Raw genomic sequence first — 15,456 nt, 5'->3', positions numbered from 1 at the left:
AATGCTACCAAGATAAAAAATTGTCATTTTTGAGTCATCTCACGCAAACGGATCTTGGTCAGCACAGCTTTGGTGTTCAGTGTAAAGTCACTGTTCTGTATCCAACTATAATAACCGGGATCACGCTTCAACACCTCCGATACGGGTATACCTTTGTACTTGCCGAAGTTAAAGACTTCCACACCCTTTTCATCATAGACCATACGACCGGCAAAATCTACGTTTTTATTAAAACTGGAGTAATCTGCAAGGAAAGCTATATCATTCTGCAATTCCTCATAACGGTCAAGCTGTGACATCAGTACTTCGTAGGTAGCACGGGTATCGGCTTCCGCAGTGTGGGCATCTTCCAGGTTCTTACCGCAATAAAATTTGTAAGCGGCAGACAAAGTACGCTGTTCCATCTTATGGAAAATAACCTGCACATCCACAAATTTACGTTTAGATATATCAATATCCACATCGGCACGCAGAAACTCTTCGACCAGCACAGGGATATCGAAACGGTTGGAATTGAAACCGGCAAGGTCACATCCCTCAATGTCATTCGCTATGTTTCGCGCCACTTCCTTAAAAGTAGGACAATCTGCTATATCCTCGTCATAGATACCGTGAACGGCGGATGCCTCGGCAGGAATATGCATTTCGGGATTGATACGCATAGTCTTGGACTCCTCATTACCGTTGGGATATACCTTGAGATAACAAATTTCTACTATCCGGTCTGTATTGATATTGGTACCCGTAGTTTCCAAATCGAAAAAGACAATAGGGTTCTTCAAGTTTAATTTCATTATGTATTTCTTTATATAAGTTCACTGCAAGTACATGAAAACTTTGAAACCACAGATTACACAGATTAGCACAGATAAATCATATATTTGGAAAATAATCTGTGGAAATCTGTATAATCTGTGGTTCAATGAACTAATGTCCTTGTGATGATAAATTATTATTAATCATTCAGCATCATCGGCATCAACAGCATCAATAAATCTTCATTTTCTTCCTGCTCTACCGGAATGATGACACCGGCACGTGACGGATCGGCCAATTCGATAACAACTTCATCGGCAGAAATATTATTGAGAATATCAATCAGGAAAGTAGATTTAAAACCGATACTCATCGGATTACCCGCATATTGGCACATCAAACTTTCTTCAGCGGATGTAGAGAAATCGATATCCTGTGCCGAAATTACAATCTGGTTCTCTTGCATACGCAACTTGATAAGACTGCTTGCCTGTGAAGAAAAGATAGATACACGGCGCAATGCACCAACCAGTTGTTGGCGGTCTATCGTCACCTTATAAGGATTATTCTGCGGAATTACGGAATTATAGTTCGGATAACGTCCTTCAATCAGGCGGCACACCATTCGGTAGCTTGCCAACGTAAACACCGCATTACGTTCGTCAAACTCAACAACTACCGCACCTTGTTCCTTCGGCAACAGATTCTTCATCAATGAAGCCGGTTTCTTGGGAAGGATAAAAGCAGCACGTTCGTTACCTTTGGCAGCCAACGTTTTACAACGTACCAGCTTATGGCCGTCGGAAGCTACCATCGTAATATCTTCTGTCGTGATGTCAAAATAAATACCATTCATCACCGGACGAAGTTCGTCGTCAGCCGTAGCAAATACGGCGCGGTTGATACCTCCCAACAAAATCTGTGCATCCATTTCCACACGTACGGCATTTTCACCCAACATCGCTGATTGCGGAAATTCATCAGCATTCTGCCCCACCAGACTATATTTACCATTCTGATACTGTACTGTTATTTCCAATGATTCCGGATTAACGTCGAATGCCAACGGTTGCTCAGGAATTTCCTTCAAAGCGTCCAACAATGTCTTGGCAGTTACGGCAAAACGTCCGTCCATATCACTTTCGTTCACTTCAACCGTAGTAACCATGGTCGTTTCACTATCGGAAACAGTTACTGACAAAGTTCCATCCTGTAGTTCAAATAGAAAACAATCCAAAATAGGCAGCGCATTTTTTGAATTAATCACGCGGCTGATAGCCTGCAAATGGCTGGAGAGCGCAGTACTCGAAACGATAAATTTCATATATTCTGTATATTTAAGTTTTAATTTTATCCTTCTTGTTAACTAACGGACAAAGTTAAAAAAAGAATTCCCTATGACAAAGAAATAGCAAGAAAAAACAGTCGTTTATTCGTCTCATATTCCTAAAAAATTGTAACTTCGCCGCATCATTAAAAAAGAGAACAATGGAATTTACAGGAAAGATTATCGCTATACTCCAGCCCAGAGGTGGAGTTTCAAAGACGGGTAACGAATGGAAGGCACAGGAATACGTGATTGAAGATCATGGTCAATATCCCCGCAAAATGTGTTTCGATGTTTTCGGAGCAGACAAAATTGATCAATTCAACATCCAGATGGGTGAAGAATTGACCGTTTCTTTCGACGTAGATGCACGCCAATGGCAAGATCGCTGGTTCAACAGTATCCGTGCATGGAAAGTAGAACGCGTAAACGCCGCCGCACCTGCACCAGGCGCTCCTGTTCCACCGCCGGCACCAACTGCCGCACCGGAATTTCTGGCTGGAGACGTCAAGGACGACCTGCCGTTTTAACTGATAATTGAAAAAGGATAATATAGATTACATTATCCTTTTTCAGTTCTTATAAAGCAACACGATATTCGGATAAACCACTCCTTCCACACACGTAAACTGTACGGCAATCATAAAATGACGAAAGAATTTTGCCTGACGAAAAAAGAAATTAGGCACTAACCGTACATAAGTTTCAGGCTGGTCCATCATTTTCTCCATGTCCACCATCATTGCAAAGTTGTAAACCGGTGAAAGACTCCCTGCACTTTCTTCGTAAACTGAAGTTCCATCCAAAATTTCATTACTTTCTATCGCATCGATATAGGCCGAAAGACTCTGCGCATCTGGCGCCAACAGTAAGTTCCCCCGATAGAAGCAAGCATAAGTGTAAAGAGCGGATTTTGTAATACCTGTGAGTTGTGTCAACATCGTATTCCGAGGTAACAAATACTGCTGAAACCTTCTTGCGTGAGGATACAAGGCATATTTCGGCAAAGATTTAGGTACAGTCGGAGCATCTTCCTCTTTCGGAGTTACATACAATAAATTTTGCAGGCGATGCTCCGCCCTACTCTCATTTTTCACCGGAATACTCATCACCGCACAAGGATGGACATCCGTTGTATCTTTCGATTGAAAAAGACAGGACATGATATTTTCTCCAGCATATTCCTTAAAAAAATGCATCCACTCTTCATCTCTCTGCTTGATATAATCAGAATACGTGGCCTTTGCATATTCCTGCCGCGCAGTGAAGTTAAACATCGATTCCATATCCGAAATAGCCCACTGGTCGTAAAAGAAAGTAGATGCAGGCAACCATTCACCCGGAAAGCCTTCTATTGGTTTTTGTTTACGCAGCGCATTGATAAACGTCTGAGTACTATCCGTCCCATGGCTGACGCCCGAACAATAGATAGCCCCCTCATTAAACTTCATGTCAAATTCCGCCCAACTACCCAGATGAGTTTGAGCACGGATACCATCTGTATCTTTACCCATATCAACCTCCTTCATACGCATATAAACGGTGGCTGCCACATTACTATTCTTGCCGGCATGCATAGTACGAAAAGAAGAAACATCCATTAGTGATTTTTTAGAATGACGGGCATCGATAACCTGTTCTATCAAACGCTTTTGAAAACTGATGGCTAAGAAATCTTCAGTAAAATATGCAGCAAGAAAACGTCCGTCATTCATTGGATAGATACGTATTTCCTCGCCCCCGTAGTCGAAGTATTTAGAAGGGAATGTACTGGAACAATATTTCTGAATAAATGACTCAACCAACCCGTAATCGCCCGATCCCAAACTACAATACAACACTTGGTTCAAAGGTGTATCAGGCTCATGGAAACTTATAAGTACCTTATTCATCTGTTTACTAAGTCCATGCGGAATATCTCCAGCCAACGTATGCAGATAATTCTTCAGATAAACAAAAAGTTCGGATACATATAAGAAATGATTGTCCTTACTGCAATTCAGCTGATTGATATCTTCTACCAAATCTGATACCCGATCGGTTTCGAGTACAGCAACAGCATCCTGCGGAACTAAAGTATAAAGATTGAAATCTTTTTGATTATCTACTGCATTCAAGCGATAAAACGAATACACACCGAAACCCGTACATAATAAAAGTACGGATACAATGACTGCTATTCGTATAAGGAGTCGGAGCTTCATGGTATTCAATTCATCAACATCTGGCAAAAATAAACATTTCTACTAATAAAACAAAACAAATGTTTTAAAAAGTTTAGAAAACTATTTCAAGGCCATCATAAGCAAAATGAACATGAGACGGAAGTTGCTTACTGATTTCAGCATGCAGTCCGGCATGATGGCTCATGTGGATGAAGTAGGTTTCTTTCGCTCCAATCCGTTCCGCAGCTACCAGCGCCTCGGATATACTTTGATGTGTGGGATGCGGCTGAGGACGCAGAGCGTTCATTACGAGAACATCCAATCCTTTCAATTGTTCATAAGCTTCTTCGGGCATCGTGTGCATATCCGTGATATATCCCAAACATCCGCCAATACGATATCCCAATATCGGTAATTTACCATGCATCACACGCAAAGGCATCACCTCCGTATTATGAATATAAAATGATTTACCCGCCTCTACTTCCTGAAGATAAATACGAGGTACTCCCGGATATATTTTATCCACAAAACAATAGGGCATTCTTGCCCGCAAATGAGTAGCCGTATAAGTATCCGAATAAACAGGTATTTCCCCGAAACGGCAGAAAGGGCGCAAATCGTCCAAACCGCCCACATGGTCGTAATGCTCGTGTGTAATGAGCACACCGTCAATCTTCTCATAAGAAGAGGTACGCAACATCTGTTCCCTAAAATCGGGACCACAATCTATCAATATCACCGCATCATCCGTATGCAGCAGAGACGATGCACGCAAACGGTTATCACGAGGATCAGCAGAAGTACAAACAGGACACGTACAACCTATTTCCGGCACCCCGGTAGAAGTTCCGCTCCCTAATATTCTCAGTTTCATTGTTCATTATCAATTATCCATTATCAACTTTCAATCAGACAAACTTCCGGATAAATTTCAATACCAAACTTCGCTTTCACCGACACTCTCACAGCATCCGAAAGGGCTACCACATCTTTTCCTTCCGCCCCACCCAGATTGACCAGTACCAATGCCTGTTTATCATGAACGGCAGCAGATCCCAACGCCTTACCTTTCCAGCCACATTGATCTATCATCCACCCCGCAGGTATTTTCACACGGCCGGCATCCACATCATAATGGGGCATTGCCGGATATTGACGCAACAATTCCTCAAATCGGGCACGAGACACAATAGGATTCATGAAAAAACTCCCGGCATTACCCAGTATCTTCGGGTCGGGCAACTTGCTCTCACGGATATCGATAATCACTTTACGTAAAGTTTTCAGGTCAACTGCAGGATACTTCGCCAACTCCTGACGTATAGTACCGTAGTCCAACGTATACTGTTCTTTTTTACTCAATCGAAAATTGACATGGGTGACAAATACCGACTTCATTTCCGGACGTTTAAAAAGGCTTTTACGGTAAGCATACTCACATTCGTCCACACAATAAACACGTTTATCACCCTGAATGTTCACAGTCTCCACCGAAGCAATCAGGTCTTTCACCTCCACACCGTAAGCTCCGATATTCTGTACCGCACTCGCTCCTACCTCACCAGGTATCAACGAAAGATTTTCGGCACCATACCATCCGTGTTCCACACAGCAAGCCACAAAATCATCCCACACCACACCGGCTCCTACACGCACCGATACGCTGACTTCATCCTCCGCCGTTACTTCCACCCCATGTATACACGAATGTAGCACCGTACCTTTATAGTCGCCAACAAACAACAGATTACTGCCTTGCCCGATATGCAGAAAAGGAGAAGTAACATACCCATTATCAATCAGTTTTTTTAATTCTTCTACTGAACCATACTCCACAAAAGTGGCGGCTTTCACATCAAATCCAAATGTGTTAGGTATATTCTTTCTTCTGCAAATCATTATTAATCAAATTCTTTATTAAAATCAAATGCTTGTATCTTCATATTTATACATTTCCCATTCCCCTCCCCGTTTCCGGAAATAGAAAATGTTGGAATAACCATTGCCGATACCGTTCACTTTCAGGATTTTGGAGGTCGACCGGTCTTCGTTCTTTTGTCCGTAATTGATATTGGAAAGTCTATCAACAGGCATCAACGGGCGGAAAGCATACCACTGGTTTACATCAAGCGTAGTTTCCAGGATAGCAAATTCATCATCAGGATCTATGGTGATAAATTGCAATGGGTCACTAATGTGCCGGCTCTGATACAGGCTATCTGTAGCAAAACGGGTATAAAAGTCTACAAAGTCTTCATTTTCCCCCTTTTCTATCCGGCGCAGATTGATTGCTTCAAGCATCCACATTCCTTTGATACGCTGAAAGTAGTACTTCTTCACCATACGGGTTTTGAGGTAAATCCATTCCACCTGTACAGATGTCAACGCCGTATCCCCCACCATATCCATATCGGCTTCCTTATCGAAAAGCAATGTATAATAGTTCTGTTTCGCAAACAGATAATCATGTTTCCAATACTTCTTTTCGATTTTCGATGGGGTATCAACGTTATAATAAGGCAAAGGAAAAACCGTCCTTTGCTTTTGCAAGGTATCGTCCGTAGCGTAGTTGAAGATAAAATCATCAAACAACTCGTCAGCTTCCAGCGGTTTCGGTTCTTCCTTTACCTCTACCTGTTGTAGTGTATCGACCTTATGATTGGCCGAATCCACCATTTCAGTAATAGTAGAGAAGGGATCCATTTTCACTTTACGGTTTCCACAAGAAACGCATAAAGCGAGTAACAAAAATCCCATTACTAATTTTTTCATCCTTTACGGACCTCTATGGTCACTTATTTAGTTTAGCTCTTAACTTCTCAAGCATGTCCACCGTCATAGATTCCAAATCAAACTCGGGTTTCCAATCCCACTCCTCGCGAGCGCAAGAGTCATCCAGACTGTCAGGCCAACTATCAGCAATCGATTGCTTCAGGGGATCGATGTTATATTCCATTTCAAAGCCGGGCACATGCTTCTTGATAGCTTGGTAAATTTCTTCCGGGTCAAAACTCATGGAAGCGATGTTGAATGCATTCCGGTGTTTCAAACGTGCCGGAGCAGCCTCCATCAGCGTAATAGCCGCATTCAGGGCATCAGGCATATACATCATATCCATATAGGTACCTGCCTTCACAGGACACACAAACTTCTCGCCTTTCACAGCCGAATAGAAAATATCCACTGCATAGTCGGTAGTACCGCCACCCGGAGGAGTTACATTGGAAATAATTCCCGGAAAACGCACCGCACGGGTATCCACGCCATATTTCGTATGGTAATAATCGCTCAACAATTCAGTAGTCACTTTTGTTACACCGTACATGGTACGTGGACGTTGAATAGTGTCTTGAGGTGTCTTCACATGTGGCGTAGACTCTCCAAACGAACCGATAGAACTCGGAGTGAACACAGCGCAACCATATTCGCGTGCCACTTCCAGCACATTCCATAGGCCATCTATACCGATTTTCCAAGCCATGGCGGGACGGCTTTCGGCTACAACCGAAAGCAATGCTGCCAGATTGTAAATTGTATCAATCTTGAATTGTCTTGCTACCACTTCAATAGACTGGCGATCCGTCACGTCGGCAATGGCCGAAGGTCCTGATGCTTTTAACTCCCCCTGAGGCATAGCACTCGGAATATATCCGGCTATAACATGATCATTACCATAACGTTTACGCAGTTCCAACGTGAGTTCCGAACCGATCTGTCCGGTGGCTCCAATTACCAAAATATTTTTCATTCGACTTATAAATAAGGTGTTTATAATTACTAAGGCGCAAATATACACACTTTTTTTTCATTTTTCTATCAAAAAGATATTGTTTATTCCAATAAAAATAGTGTCCTTTGCAGAGCATGTTATAAACATGTATCACCATTAAATATTAAATCCTATGTACGGTAAAATGAAAGACTACCTCAGCAACACACTTGCTGAAATTAAAGAGGCCGGACTCTACAAAGAAGAGCGCCTTATCGAGAGTGCACAACAAGCTGCTATCACAGTGAAAGGCAAAGAAGTTCTGAACTTCTGCGCAAACAATTATCTGGGTTTATCCAATCACCCCAACCTGATTGCCGCCGCTCAAAAGATGATGGATCGCCGCGGATACGGAATGTCCTCCGTACGCTTTATCTGCGGAACACAAGATATCCACAAGGAACTGGAAGCTGCCATTTCCGATTACTTCAAAACTGAAGACACTATTCTCTACGCCGCCTGTTTCGATGCCAACGGAGGCGTATTCGAACCGTTGTTCACCGACGAGGATGCCATCATTTCCGATTCATTGAACCACGCTTCCATCATCGACGGTGTACGTCTTTGCAAAGCAAAACGCTACCGTTATGCCAATGCCAACATGGAAGAACTGGAAAAATGCCTGCAAGAGGCCCAGGCACAGCGTTTCCGTATTATCGTAACGGACGGTGTATTCTCTATGGACGGTAATGTTGCCCCAATGGATAAGATATGCGATCTTGCCGAGAAATATGATGCATTGGTCATGGTGGACGAGTCTCACTCTGCCGGTGTGGTAGGTCCTACCGGACACGGCGTAAGCGAGCTGTATAAGACATACGGCCGTGTAGATATCTACACCGGAACTTTAGGAAAAGCCTTTGGCGGCGCCTTGGGTGGATTTACCACCGGTCGTAAGGAAATCATAGACCTTCTGCGTCAACGTAGCCGTCCATACCTGTTCTCCAATTCATTGGCTCCGGGCATCATCGGCGCCAGCCTTGAAGTATTCAGAATGCTGAAGGAGAGCAATGCATTGCACGACAAATTGATGGAGAACGTCAACTATTTCCGTGATAAGATGACTGCTGCCGGCTTCGACATCAAACCTACCCAAAGCGCCATCTGCGCCGTTATGCTATATGATGCCAAACTGTCTCAGATCTATGCCGCCCGCATGCAAGAAGAAGGTATCTACGTTACCGGCTTCTACTACCCCGTGGTTCCCAAAGATCAGGCACGCATCCGTGTACAGATTTCTGCCGGACACGAAAAAGAACATTTGGATAAGTGTATAGCGGCGTTTATCAAGGTAGGAAAAGAATTGGGAGTGCTGAAATAAACAAGAGTAATATAGATACACAAAGTGATAGGGTGATAAAACGATATTACTCTATCACTTTATCACCTTATCATTGTATCACTTTTTATTCTTATTTACGTTCGCCCAGTTTTGCGTCTATAAAGAAAATTCCGGCAGCACCGGCTTTTTTAATCATATCTACGATGCCGGCGGCAGTAGCTTCTTCTTCTACCTGTTCACGAACAAAACCCCACAAGAAATCTTGAGTGGCCTTATCTTTTTCAGCAGCGGCAATATCAACAAGATTATCAATCATTTTTGATACGCGGCATTCGTGCTCGTACACCTGTTCAAATACTTCCAACGGAGTACCGAAGTCGTTAGGAACAACATCAATCTTATCCAATTTGGCCTTGCCGCAACGCTTAATGATGTAAGATGCCATTTCGCAAGCGTGGTCTTTCTCCTCGGATGACTGCTTTCTCAACCAGGAAGCCATACCGCAATAACCTTCTTTCTCCATATAGAAAGACATTGCCAAATAAAGGTTAGATGACCACATCTCAGCCGTAATCTGCTCATTAATTGCATTCTGTAATTTTTCTGTTATCATAATTGTATTTATTAAGTAAATTGAAATGATTACAAATGTAACAAAGATGTCTTTAAATTGTTCGTTCTATAACATTTTTTACAGAAATAAATCTCTTCAATAATTAAGTAAGCACATCTTGTTCAAAACATAAAAAATGCAGTAAATGCAGAAAATGCAGTGTACTCCTTTCCTCACACACACGCGCGTACATTATTAATGCGGATGAAGACAAATGGTCGGGAACGATCGGCTGTGCCGCCTGTCAGGACACGAGGAAACATATGAAACGGCAAGCGAAGACCATTACTGTAAAAGTTGATGAAATACTCCTGCCGAGATACTCCTGTTGAATAGCAGCTATTATATATATACGCGTGCGCGTGTGTGTGAGGAAAGGAGTACACTGCATTTTCTGCATTTACTGCATTTTTTCGGAAAATAGAGTACTACTTCACGGTTCTAATGTAGAACATTAGAACTGCCAAGTAGAACATTAGAACCGTAGTGCTTAACCATCGTACCCTCTATACTTTCAGTCTTCTTCAGTCATTTATCCAACTATAACGAACCCTAACGAACAAAAACAGACAAAAACAGACAATCTTGCGTTTACCGTGCCGTATCTTCGCAACATGATTACAAAACAGTTGAGAATTCAAGAATTAAAATCCGAATGTACGATTATTCATCACAAATAGCAAGTATAGGGATAATCATTATCCTATTACACCAGTTCTTCCGAAGTATAGCCTTGCGGCAACTGGCGGCAATTATAACCCGAAGCCATAATCTCACCATATGCGCCGGCGGAACGGAGGGCGATAAGATCGCCACGCTGTGCGGCATTCAAGTCGACGGCTTTACCAAAAACGTCGGAGGACTCGCAAATAGGACCTACCACATCATAAGTCTGCACCGGAGCATCGGAGGTGATATTCTCTATCTTATGGAATGCCTGATAAAGAGCAGGACGGATCAGGTCTGTCATGCCGGCATCGAGAATAGCAAATTGCTTATTGGTACCCTGCTTCACATAGAGCACACGCGAAATGAGAGAACCGCATTGCCCCACTACCGCACGCCCCAATTCAAAATGAAGCGTCTGATAAGAGCGGAGTCTCAGATGCTCGGCATAGGTAGAGAAGTATTTTTTGAAATCGGGAACAGGCTGACGGTTGGGATGAGCATAATCTATACCGAGACCACCGCCTACATTGATGTGCCCGATACGGATGCGGCGCGCTTCAAATTTATCCTGCAACTCGTTGACACGATTACACAGGGCTACAAAATCGCCCATATCAAGAATTTGCGAACCGATATGAAAGTGCAAACCGATGAACTTGATATTTCCCATTTCCTGAGCTACATCGATGACATGATCCATATCTTCCATACTGATACCGAACTTATTCTCCGCCAATCCGGTAGTGATGTTGGCATGGGTATGGGCACCGACATTGGGATTGATACGGAAAGCCACATTGGCAACTTTACCTTTGGCTGCCGCCAGTTCGTTAATGACTTCAAGTTCAGGAATGGACTCTACATTGAAACAAAAGATATCATAATCCAAACCCAAATTAATTTCCCAATCAGCTTTACCTACTCCGGCAAACACTATTTTTCCGGCAGGAAAACCAGCTTTAATAGCAGCACGGATTTCTCCACCACTCACACAATCAGCCCCCAAACCATTTTCGCGAATGATGGTGAGCACTTTAGGATTGGCATTGGCTTTCACCGCATAATGCACCGAATAATTTTCATACTTCGCAACCTCGGTACGAATACAAGAAAGGGTATCACGCAATACCTTTGTATCGTAATAATAGAAAGGGGTACTCAGTTCACGGAATTTATCAATAGGGAATGTTCCTTTCATATAACAGGATGTAATCTTTGTTTAGTAAAAAAGGGTGTGAAAGAAGTTATTTATAATTTCTTTCAGACACGGATTACACGGATTTCACAGTTTCTTTTCATTCTTTATCCATGTGAAATCTGCATACATAATCCGTGCCCGAAAGATCAAAAGATATTTTATTTTCCGTTGAACAACGCATCGCTCAACGACTGCAACGCTATTTTCTTATCACATTCGCGAATTAGGAAAGAAATATTGTAGTTACTACCGCCAAAGGAAATCATACGTACAGGTATGTTACGCATCGCATCGAGTGCTTTAGCCTCAAAACCTACATTTTCCCATTCAAGGTCACCTACCACACAAATGATGCACATATCCTTATCTACTGTCACAGTGCCATATTTCTTCAGATCATCCAAGATTTCATTCAGATGTTTGGTGTTATCGATAGATACGGATACTCCTACCTCGGAAGTACAAATCATGTCGATAGAGGTCTGGTAACTTTCAAAAATCTCGAACACCTTACGCAAAAATCCATGTGCCAGCAACATCCGGCTGGATTTAATTTTGATGGCAGTGATATTATCTTTAGCAGCTACCGCCTTGATTTTGCCCTTCTCCGTATCGTTCGAGATCAGTGTACCCGGAGCTTTAGGATCCATGGTGTTGAGCAAACGTACAGGGATATTGGCGTACTTGGCAGGCTGAATACAAGTGGGATGCAGGATTTTTGCGCCGAAGTATGCCAACTCCGCCGCTTCCTCAAAATGAAGATGACGTACGGGAGCCGTCTTGTCTACAATACGCGGATCATTGTTGTGCATACCATCAATGTCAGTCCAAATCTGAATTTCGGAAGCATTGATAGCCGCACCGATCAGAGAAGCGGTATAGTCGCTGCCACCACGTTGCAGATTATCTATCTCACCGTATGCATTACGGCAGATGTAACCTTGCGTGATGTAGATATCGGCATCGGGATGCAACTCAAGCTGAACCTGAAGTTTCTCCTTGATATATACAGGATCGGGTTCGGCATTCTTATCAGTACGCATGTACTCCAAAGCCGGAAGCAAGATTGACTTCACACCACATTCCTGTAAATAGTAGTTCATCATAGCGGTAGATATCAACTCACCCTGTGCCAATACTACTTTCTCCTCGAACAGTGTGAAGAGGTCTTTGGTATAAGAACGGATATAATCAAAATGAGATTTGATAAGTTCCAGACCTTTCTGTTTATACTCCGGTGTAGCATAGAGTTCGTCAACGTGCTGGCGGTATTTAGTCTCCAGCTTATTGATAATCTCGTTGGCACCCTCCGGATTTTTCTTGTACAGATAGTCCGAAATCTCAACCAATGTGTTTGTGGTACCCGACATGGCAGAGAGAACCACAATCTTACGTTCACCATCGGTAATCAATTTGGCCACTTCCTTCATTCGTTGAGCCGAACCTACTGAAGTACCTCCAAACTTTAAAACTTTCATTTTCGTTCCTGTATTAAAATGTTATATAAATTTATTTATTTTTCTTCTGCTGTTCCCGGTGTGGTATACATATCCGTTACATCCGTTATCTGATGGTCGGCACAACGGTATACCCGACCCGGATATTCCCAAAGCAACTGCATGTTATGGGTAGTCATGATCACCAACGAACCGGCAGCGCTCAAATAGTGCAATAGTTGGGTGATGGCAAATCCGGTTTCCACATCCAGATTTCCCGTAGGCTCATCGGCAAGAATAATCTCCGGAGAGTTGAGCACGGCACGGGCAATCACAATACGTTGCTGTTCTCCACCCGAAAGTTCGTTGGGATACTTATATCCCTTATTACCCATTCCCACCAACTGTAGCACTTCGTCAATACGATCTTTGACTTCCCCTTTGTTCTTCCAACCTGTAGCACGAAGTACAAATTCAAGATTATCGTACACCGTGCGATCGGTAAGCAACTGGAAGTCCTGAAATACGATGCCTAACTTGCGTCGCAACTCGGGAATATGCTTACGCTTGATGTGCAACATATCATAGTGCAACACACAGGCTTCGCCCGAAGCTATATCAAGTTCTCCATAAAAAGTTTTAAGCAAGCTCGTCTTGCCGGAACCAACCTTACCAATGAGATATACGAACTCTCCCTTGTGCAGTTCGAGATTCACACCGTTTAGTACACACAACTCCTGCTGGTGTATATCTACGTCTTTATATCTTATCAGCGTATCGTCCATCATGATAGATCTATACCTTAATTTAGTGTTTCTTCCAGTTTACGCTATGGCGTTCTTCCAACTCACGTGCCAGGTCTTCAATGCGATAACCTTTGGAAGTAAGCAACACAATAAGGTGGTAAAGCAAATCGGCACCTTCGTAAATCAAACGCTCGTCTGTACCATTGCAGGCCTCGATAACAGTCTCAACAGCCTCCTCGCCTACTTTCTGGGCCATCTTGTTGACACCCGACTGAAACAAACTGGTGGTATAAGACCCTTCGGGCATTTCACGGTGACGTTTTTCAATGAAATCCTGAAGAGTTTTCAGGAACATGACGGGTTGCTCGTTCTTCTCACCCCAACAAGTATCTGTACCGGTATGACAGACAGGTCCCACAGGATGTACCTGAATAAGTAATGTATCCTGGTCGCAATCCTCTTTCATGGAAACCACATTCAGAAAGTTGCCACTCTCCTCACCTTTCGTCCAAAGACGGTTTTTCGTACGGCTAAAGAAAGTCACTTTTCCGGTTTCTACCGTCTTATCGTATGCTTCCTGATTCATAAAACCCAACATCAGCACCTTAGCGGTGTCTGCATCTTGTATAATAGCCGGAATGAGTCCGTTCATTTTGTCAAAATCCATTTTATTTACGATTTAACTATTTACGATTTACTCTATTATTTTCTCATCGCAATTCCTTGGGCACAAAGATACGATTTTAAATCGGGAATTTTAATTTCTCCGAAGTGAAAAACACTGGCTGCCAAGGCAGCATCTGCTTTTCCTTGCAGAAAGACATCACGAAAGTGCTCTTTAGTACCTGCTCCACCTGACGCAATGACAGGGATGGAAAGTCTGTCGGCAAGGTTTGCCAGAGCTTCATTGGCATATCCTGTTTTTACACCGTCGTGGTTCATACTGGTAAAAAGAATTTCTCCTGCACCACGTTCCTGGGCTTCTTTTGTCCACGAAAAGAGTTCCTTATCCGTTTCCACACGACCGCCGTTCAGATAACACCACCACCCCTTTTCAGTCTGCATGGCATCTACCGCCAGCACGCAAACCTGAGAGCCGAAGTTCTTGGCTATCTCGTCTATCAACTCCGGACGACGAATAGCGGAAGAATTGACAGAGATTTTATCGGCACCGGCATTTAAAAGACGGTCTACATCGCCCAGTTCATGGATACCGCCCCCTACAGTAAAAGGAATACTTATATTGGCGGCAATACGCTTTACCAGTTCAGCAAAAGTTTTACGGCCTTCAAAACTGGCAGTGATATCCAAAAACACCAACTCATCGGCCCCTTGCTCGCTGTAGGCACGCGCCAATTCCACAGGATCACCTGCCTGACGCAGGTTCACGAAGTTGGTTCCTTTTACGGTCTGCCCATCTTTGATGTCAAGGCAGGGAATAATTCTCTTTGCTAACACTCTTAATTTATTTATCGTTTAAGATTATGATTTG

Annotated in this window: 15 protein-coding genes; 2 read left to right on the top strand and 13 right to left on the bottom strand. The window is 43.1% G+C overall.

The features are described from left to right. Positions 1–23 precede the first annotated feature (23 nt). Both DXC10_RS12235 and dnaN read right to left on the bottom strand, forming a co-directional pair. Positions 24–794: a 3'-5' exonuclease gene (locus DXC10_RS12235; RefSeq protein WP_101543298.1), complete on the bottom strand. Its 771-nt coding sequence runs from the start codon at positions 792–794 to the stop codon at positions 24–26. Positions 795–955: 161 nt separating this feature from the next. After that, positions 956–2,080, bottom strand: a complete 1,125-nt coding sequence (gene dnaN, locus DXC10_RS12230) for a DNA polymerase III subunit beta (protein WP_101543297.1) — start codon at positions 2,078–2,080, stop codon at positions 956–958. A gap of 164 nt (positions 2,081–2,244) precedes the next feature. Here dnaN and DXC10_RS12225 point away from each other — a divergent pair, with 164 nt between their 5' ends. Further along, on the top strand, positions 2,245–2,613 hold the full coding sequence (locus DXC10_RS12225) for a DUF3127 domain-containing protein (protein WP_101543295.1): 369 nt from the start codon (positions 2,245–2,247) through the stop codon (positions 2,611–2,613). A 42-nt stretch (positions 2,614–2,655) separates the two neighbouring features. On the opposite strand, the gene DXC10_RS12220 is transcribed toward DXC10_RS12225, so the two are convergent. The 5 genes from DXC10_RS12220 to DXC10_RS12200 form a co-directional block, all read right to left on the bottom strand. After that, on the bottom strand, positions 2,656–4,287 hold the full coding sequence (locus tag DXC10_RS12220) for a DUF3352 domain-containing protein (protein ID WP_101543479.1): 1,632 nt from the start codon (positions 4,285–4,287) through the stop codon (positions 2,656–2,658). A gap of 73 nt (positions 4,288–4,360) precedes the next feature. After that, complete coding sequence (locus tag DXC10_RS12215; protein WP_101543292.1) at positions 4,361–5,125, bottom strand: MBL fold metallo-hydrolase; 765 nt, start codon at positions 5,123–5,125, stop codon at positions 4,361–4,363. 23 nt (positions 5,126–5,148) lie between these two features. Next, on the bottom strand, positions 5,149–6,150 hold the full coding sequence (gene murB, locus DXC10_RS12210) for a UDP-N-acetylmuramate dehydrogenase (protein ID WP_101543290.1): 1,002 nt from the start codon (positions 6,148–6,150) through the stop codon (positions 5,149–5,151). A 24-nt stretch (positions 6,151–6,174) separates the two neighbouring features. Beyond that, positions 6,175–7,023, bottom strand: coding sequence for a DUF4348 domain-containing protein (locus tag DXC10_RS12205; RefSeq protein WP_101543288.1), 849 nt, complete (start codon positions 7,021–7,023; stop codon positions 6,175–6,177). A 19-nt stretch (positions 7,024–7,042) separates the two neighbouring features. Further along, positions 7,043–7,999, bottom strand: a complete 957-nt coding sequence (locus DXC10_RS12200; RefSeq protein ID WP_101543287.1) for an NAD-dependent epimerase/dehydratase family protein — start codon at positions 7,997–7,999, stop codon at positions 7,043–7,045. A 154-nt stretch (positions 8,000–8,153) separates the two neighbouring features. On the opposite strand from DXC10_RS12200, the gene kbl reads away from it, so the two are divergent. Continuing rightward, the gene (gene kbl, locus DXC10_RS12190; RefSeq protein ID WP_101543283.1) at positions 8,154–9,341 is read left to right on the top strand and encodes a glycine C-acetyltransferase; all 1,188 of its coding nucleotides are present in this window, start codon (positions 8,154–8,156) and stop codon (positions 9,339–9,341) included. A 91-nt stretch (positions 9,342–9,432) separates the two neighbouring features. On the opposite strand, the gene DXC10_RS12185 is transcribed toward kbl, so the two are convergent. The 6 genes from DXC10_RS12185 to hisF all read right to left on the bottom strand — a co-directional run bounded on the left by DXC10_RS12185 (position 9,433) and on the right by hisF (position 15,422). Then, on the bottom strand, positions 9,433–9,915 hold the full coding sequence (locus DXC10_RS12185; RefSeq protein WP_101543281.1) for a ferritin: 483 nt from the start codon (positions 9,913–9,915) through the stop codon (positions 9,433–9,435). Between the two features lie 706 nt (positions 9,916–10,621). Beyond that, positions 10,622–11,782, bottom strand: a complete 1,161-nt coding sequence (lysA, locus tag DXC10_RS12180; RefSeq protein WP_101543279.1) for a diaminopimelate decarboxylase — start codon at positions 11,780–11,782, stop codon at positions 10,622–10,624. Between the two features lie 158 nt (positions 11,783–11,940). Next, the gene (locus DXC10_RS12175) at positions 11,941–13,260 is read right to left on the bottom strand and encodes an aspartate kinase (RefSeq protein ID WP_101543277.1); all 1,320 of its coding nucleotides are present in this window, start codon (positions 13,258–13,260) and stop codon (positions 11,941–11,943) included. A 35-nt stretch (positions 13,261–13,295) separates the two neighbouring features. Then, positions 13,296–14,006 (bottom strand): cell division ATP-binding protein FtsE, encoded by a 711-nt coding sequence (locus tag DXC10_RS12170; RefSeq protein WP_180949202.1) that lies wholly within the window; start codon positions 14,004–14,006, stop codon positions 13,296–13,298. Between the two features lie 19 nt (positions 14,007–14,025). Continuing rightward, complete coding sequence (hisIE, locus tag DXC10_RS12165) at positions 14,026–14,631, bottom strand: bifunctional phosphoribosyl-AMP cyclohydrolase/phosphoribosyl-ATP diphosphatase HisIE (protein WP_101543274.1); 606 nt, start codon at positions 14,629–14,631, stop codon at positions 14,026–14,028. A 35-nt stretch (positions 14,632–14,666) separates the two neighbouring features. Next, a complete protein-coding gene (gene hisF, locus DXC10_RS12160) occupies positions 14,667–15,422 on the bottom strand; it encodes an imidazole glycerol phosphate synthase subunit HisF (protein WP_101543272.1) in 756 nt (251 codons plus the stop codon). Between the last annotated feature and the right edge of the window lie 34 nt (positions 15,423–15,456).

Source organism: Bacteroides sp. OM08-11 (assembly GCF_003438665.1).
GTDB classification, from domain to species: domain Bacteria; phylum Bacteroidota; class Bacteroidia; order Bacteroidales; family Bacteroidaceae; genus Bacteroides; species Bacteroides cutis.
This window is presented reverse-complemented; position numbering and strand designations above follow the sequence as displayed.

Excerpts from the sequence above, each read along its gene's own strand:
- DXC10_RS12235 (WP_101543298.1), bottom strand. The coding sequence starts at position 794 with ATGAAATTAAACTTGAAGAACCCTATTGTCTTTTTCGATTTGGAAACT.
- dnaN (WP_101543297.1), bottom strand. The coding sequence starts at position 2,080 with ATGAAATTTATCGTTTCGAGTACTGCGCTCTCCAGCCATTTGCAGGCT.
- DXC10_RS12225 (WP_101543295.1), top strand. The coding sequence starts at position 2,245 with ATGGAATTTACAGGAAAGATTATCGCTATACTCCAGCCCAGAGGTGGA.
- DXC10_RS12220 (WP_101543479.1), bottom strand. The coding sequence starts at position 4,287 with ATGAAGCTCCGACTCCTTATACGAATAGCAGTCATTGTATCCGTACTT.
- DXC10_RS12215 (WP_101543292.1), bottom strand. The coding sequence starts at position 5,125 with ATGAAACTGAGAATATTAGGGAGCGGAACTTCTACCGGGGTGCCGGAA.
- murB (WP_101543290.1), bottom strand. The coding sequence starts at position 6,150 with ATGATTTGCAGAAGAAAGAATATACCTAACACATTTGGATTTGATGTG.
- DXC10_RS12205 (WP_101543288.1), bottom strand. The coding sequence starts at position 7,023 with ATGAAAAAATTAGTAATGGGATTTTTGTTACTCGCTTTATGCGTTTCT.
- DXC10_RS12200 (WP_101543287.1), bottom strand. The coding sequence starts at position 7,999 with ATGAAAAATATTTTGGTAATTGGAGCCACCGGACAGATCGGTTCGGAA.
- kbl (WP_101543283.1), top strand. The coding sequence starts at position 8,154 with ATGTACGGTAAAATGAAAGACTACCTCAGCAACACACTTGCTGAAATT.
- DXC10_RS12185 (WP_101543281.1), bottom strand. The coding sequence starts at position 9,915 with ATGATAACAGAAAAATTACAGAATGCAATTAATGAGCAGATTACGGCT.
- lysA (WP_101543279.1), bottom strand. The coding sequence starts at position 11,782 with ATGAAAGGAACATTCCCTATTGATAAATTCCGTGAACTGAGTACCCCT.
- DXC10_RS12175 (WP_101543277.1), bottom strand. The coding sequence starts at position 13,260 with ATGAAAGTTTTAAAGTTTGGAGGTACTTCAGTAGGTTCGGCTCAACGA.
- DXC10_RS12170 (WP_180949202.1), bottom strand. The coding sequence starts at position 14,006 with ATGATGGACGATACGCTGATAAGATATAAAGACGTAGATATACACCAG.
- hisIE (WP_101543274.1), bottom strand. The coding sequence starts at position 14,631 with ATGGATTTTGACAAAATGAACGGACTCATTCCGGCTATTATACAAGAT.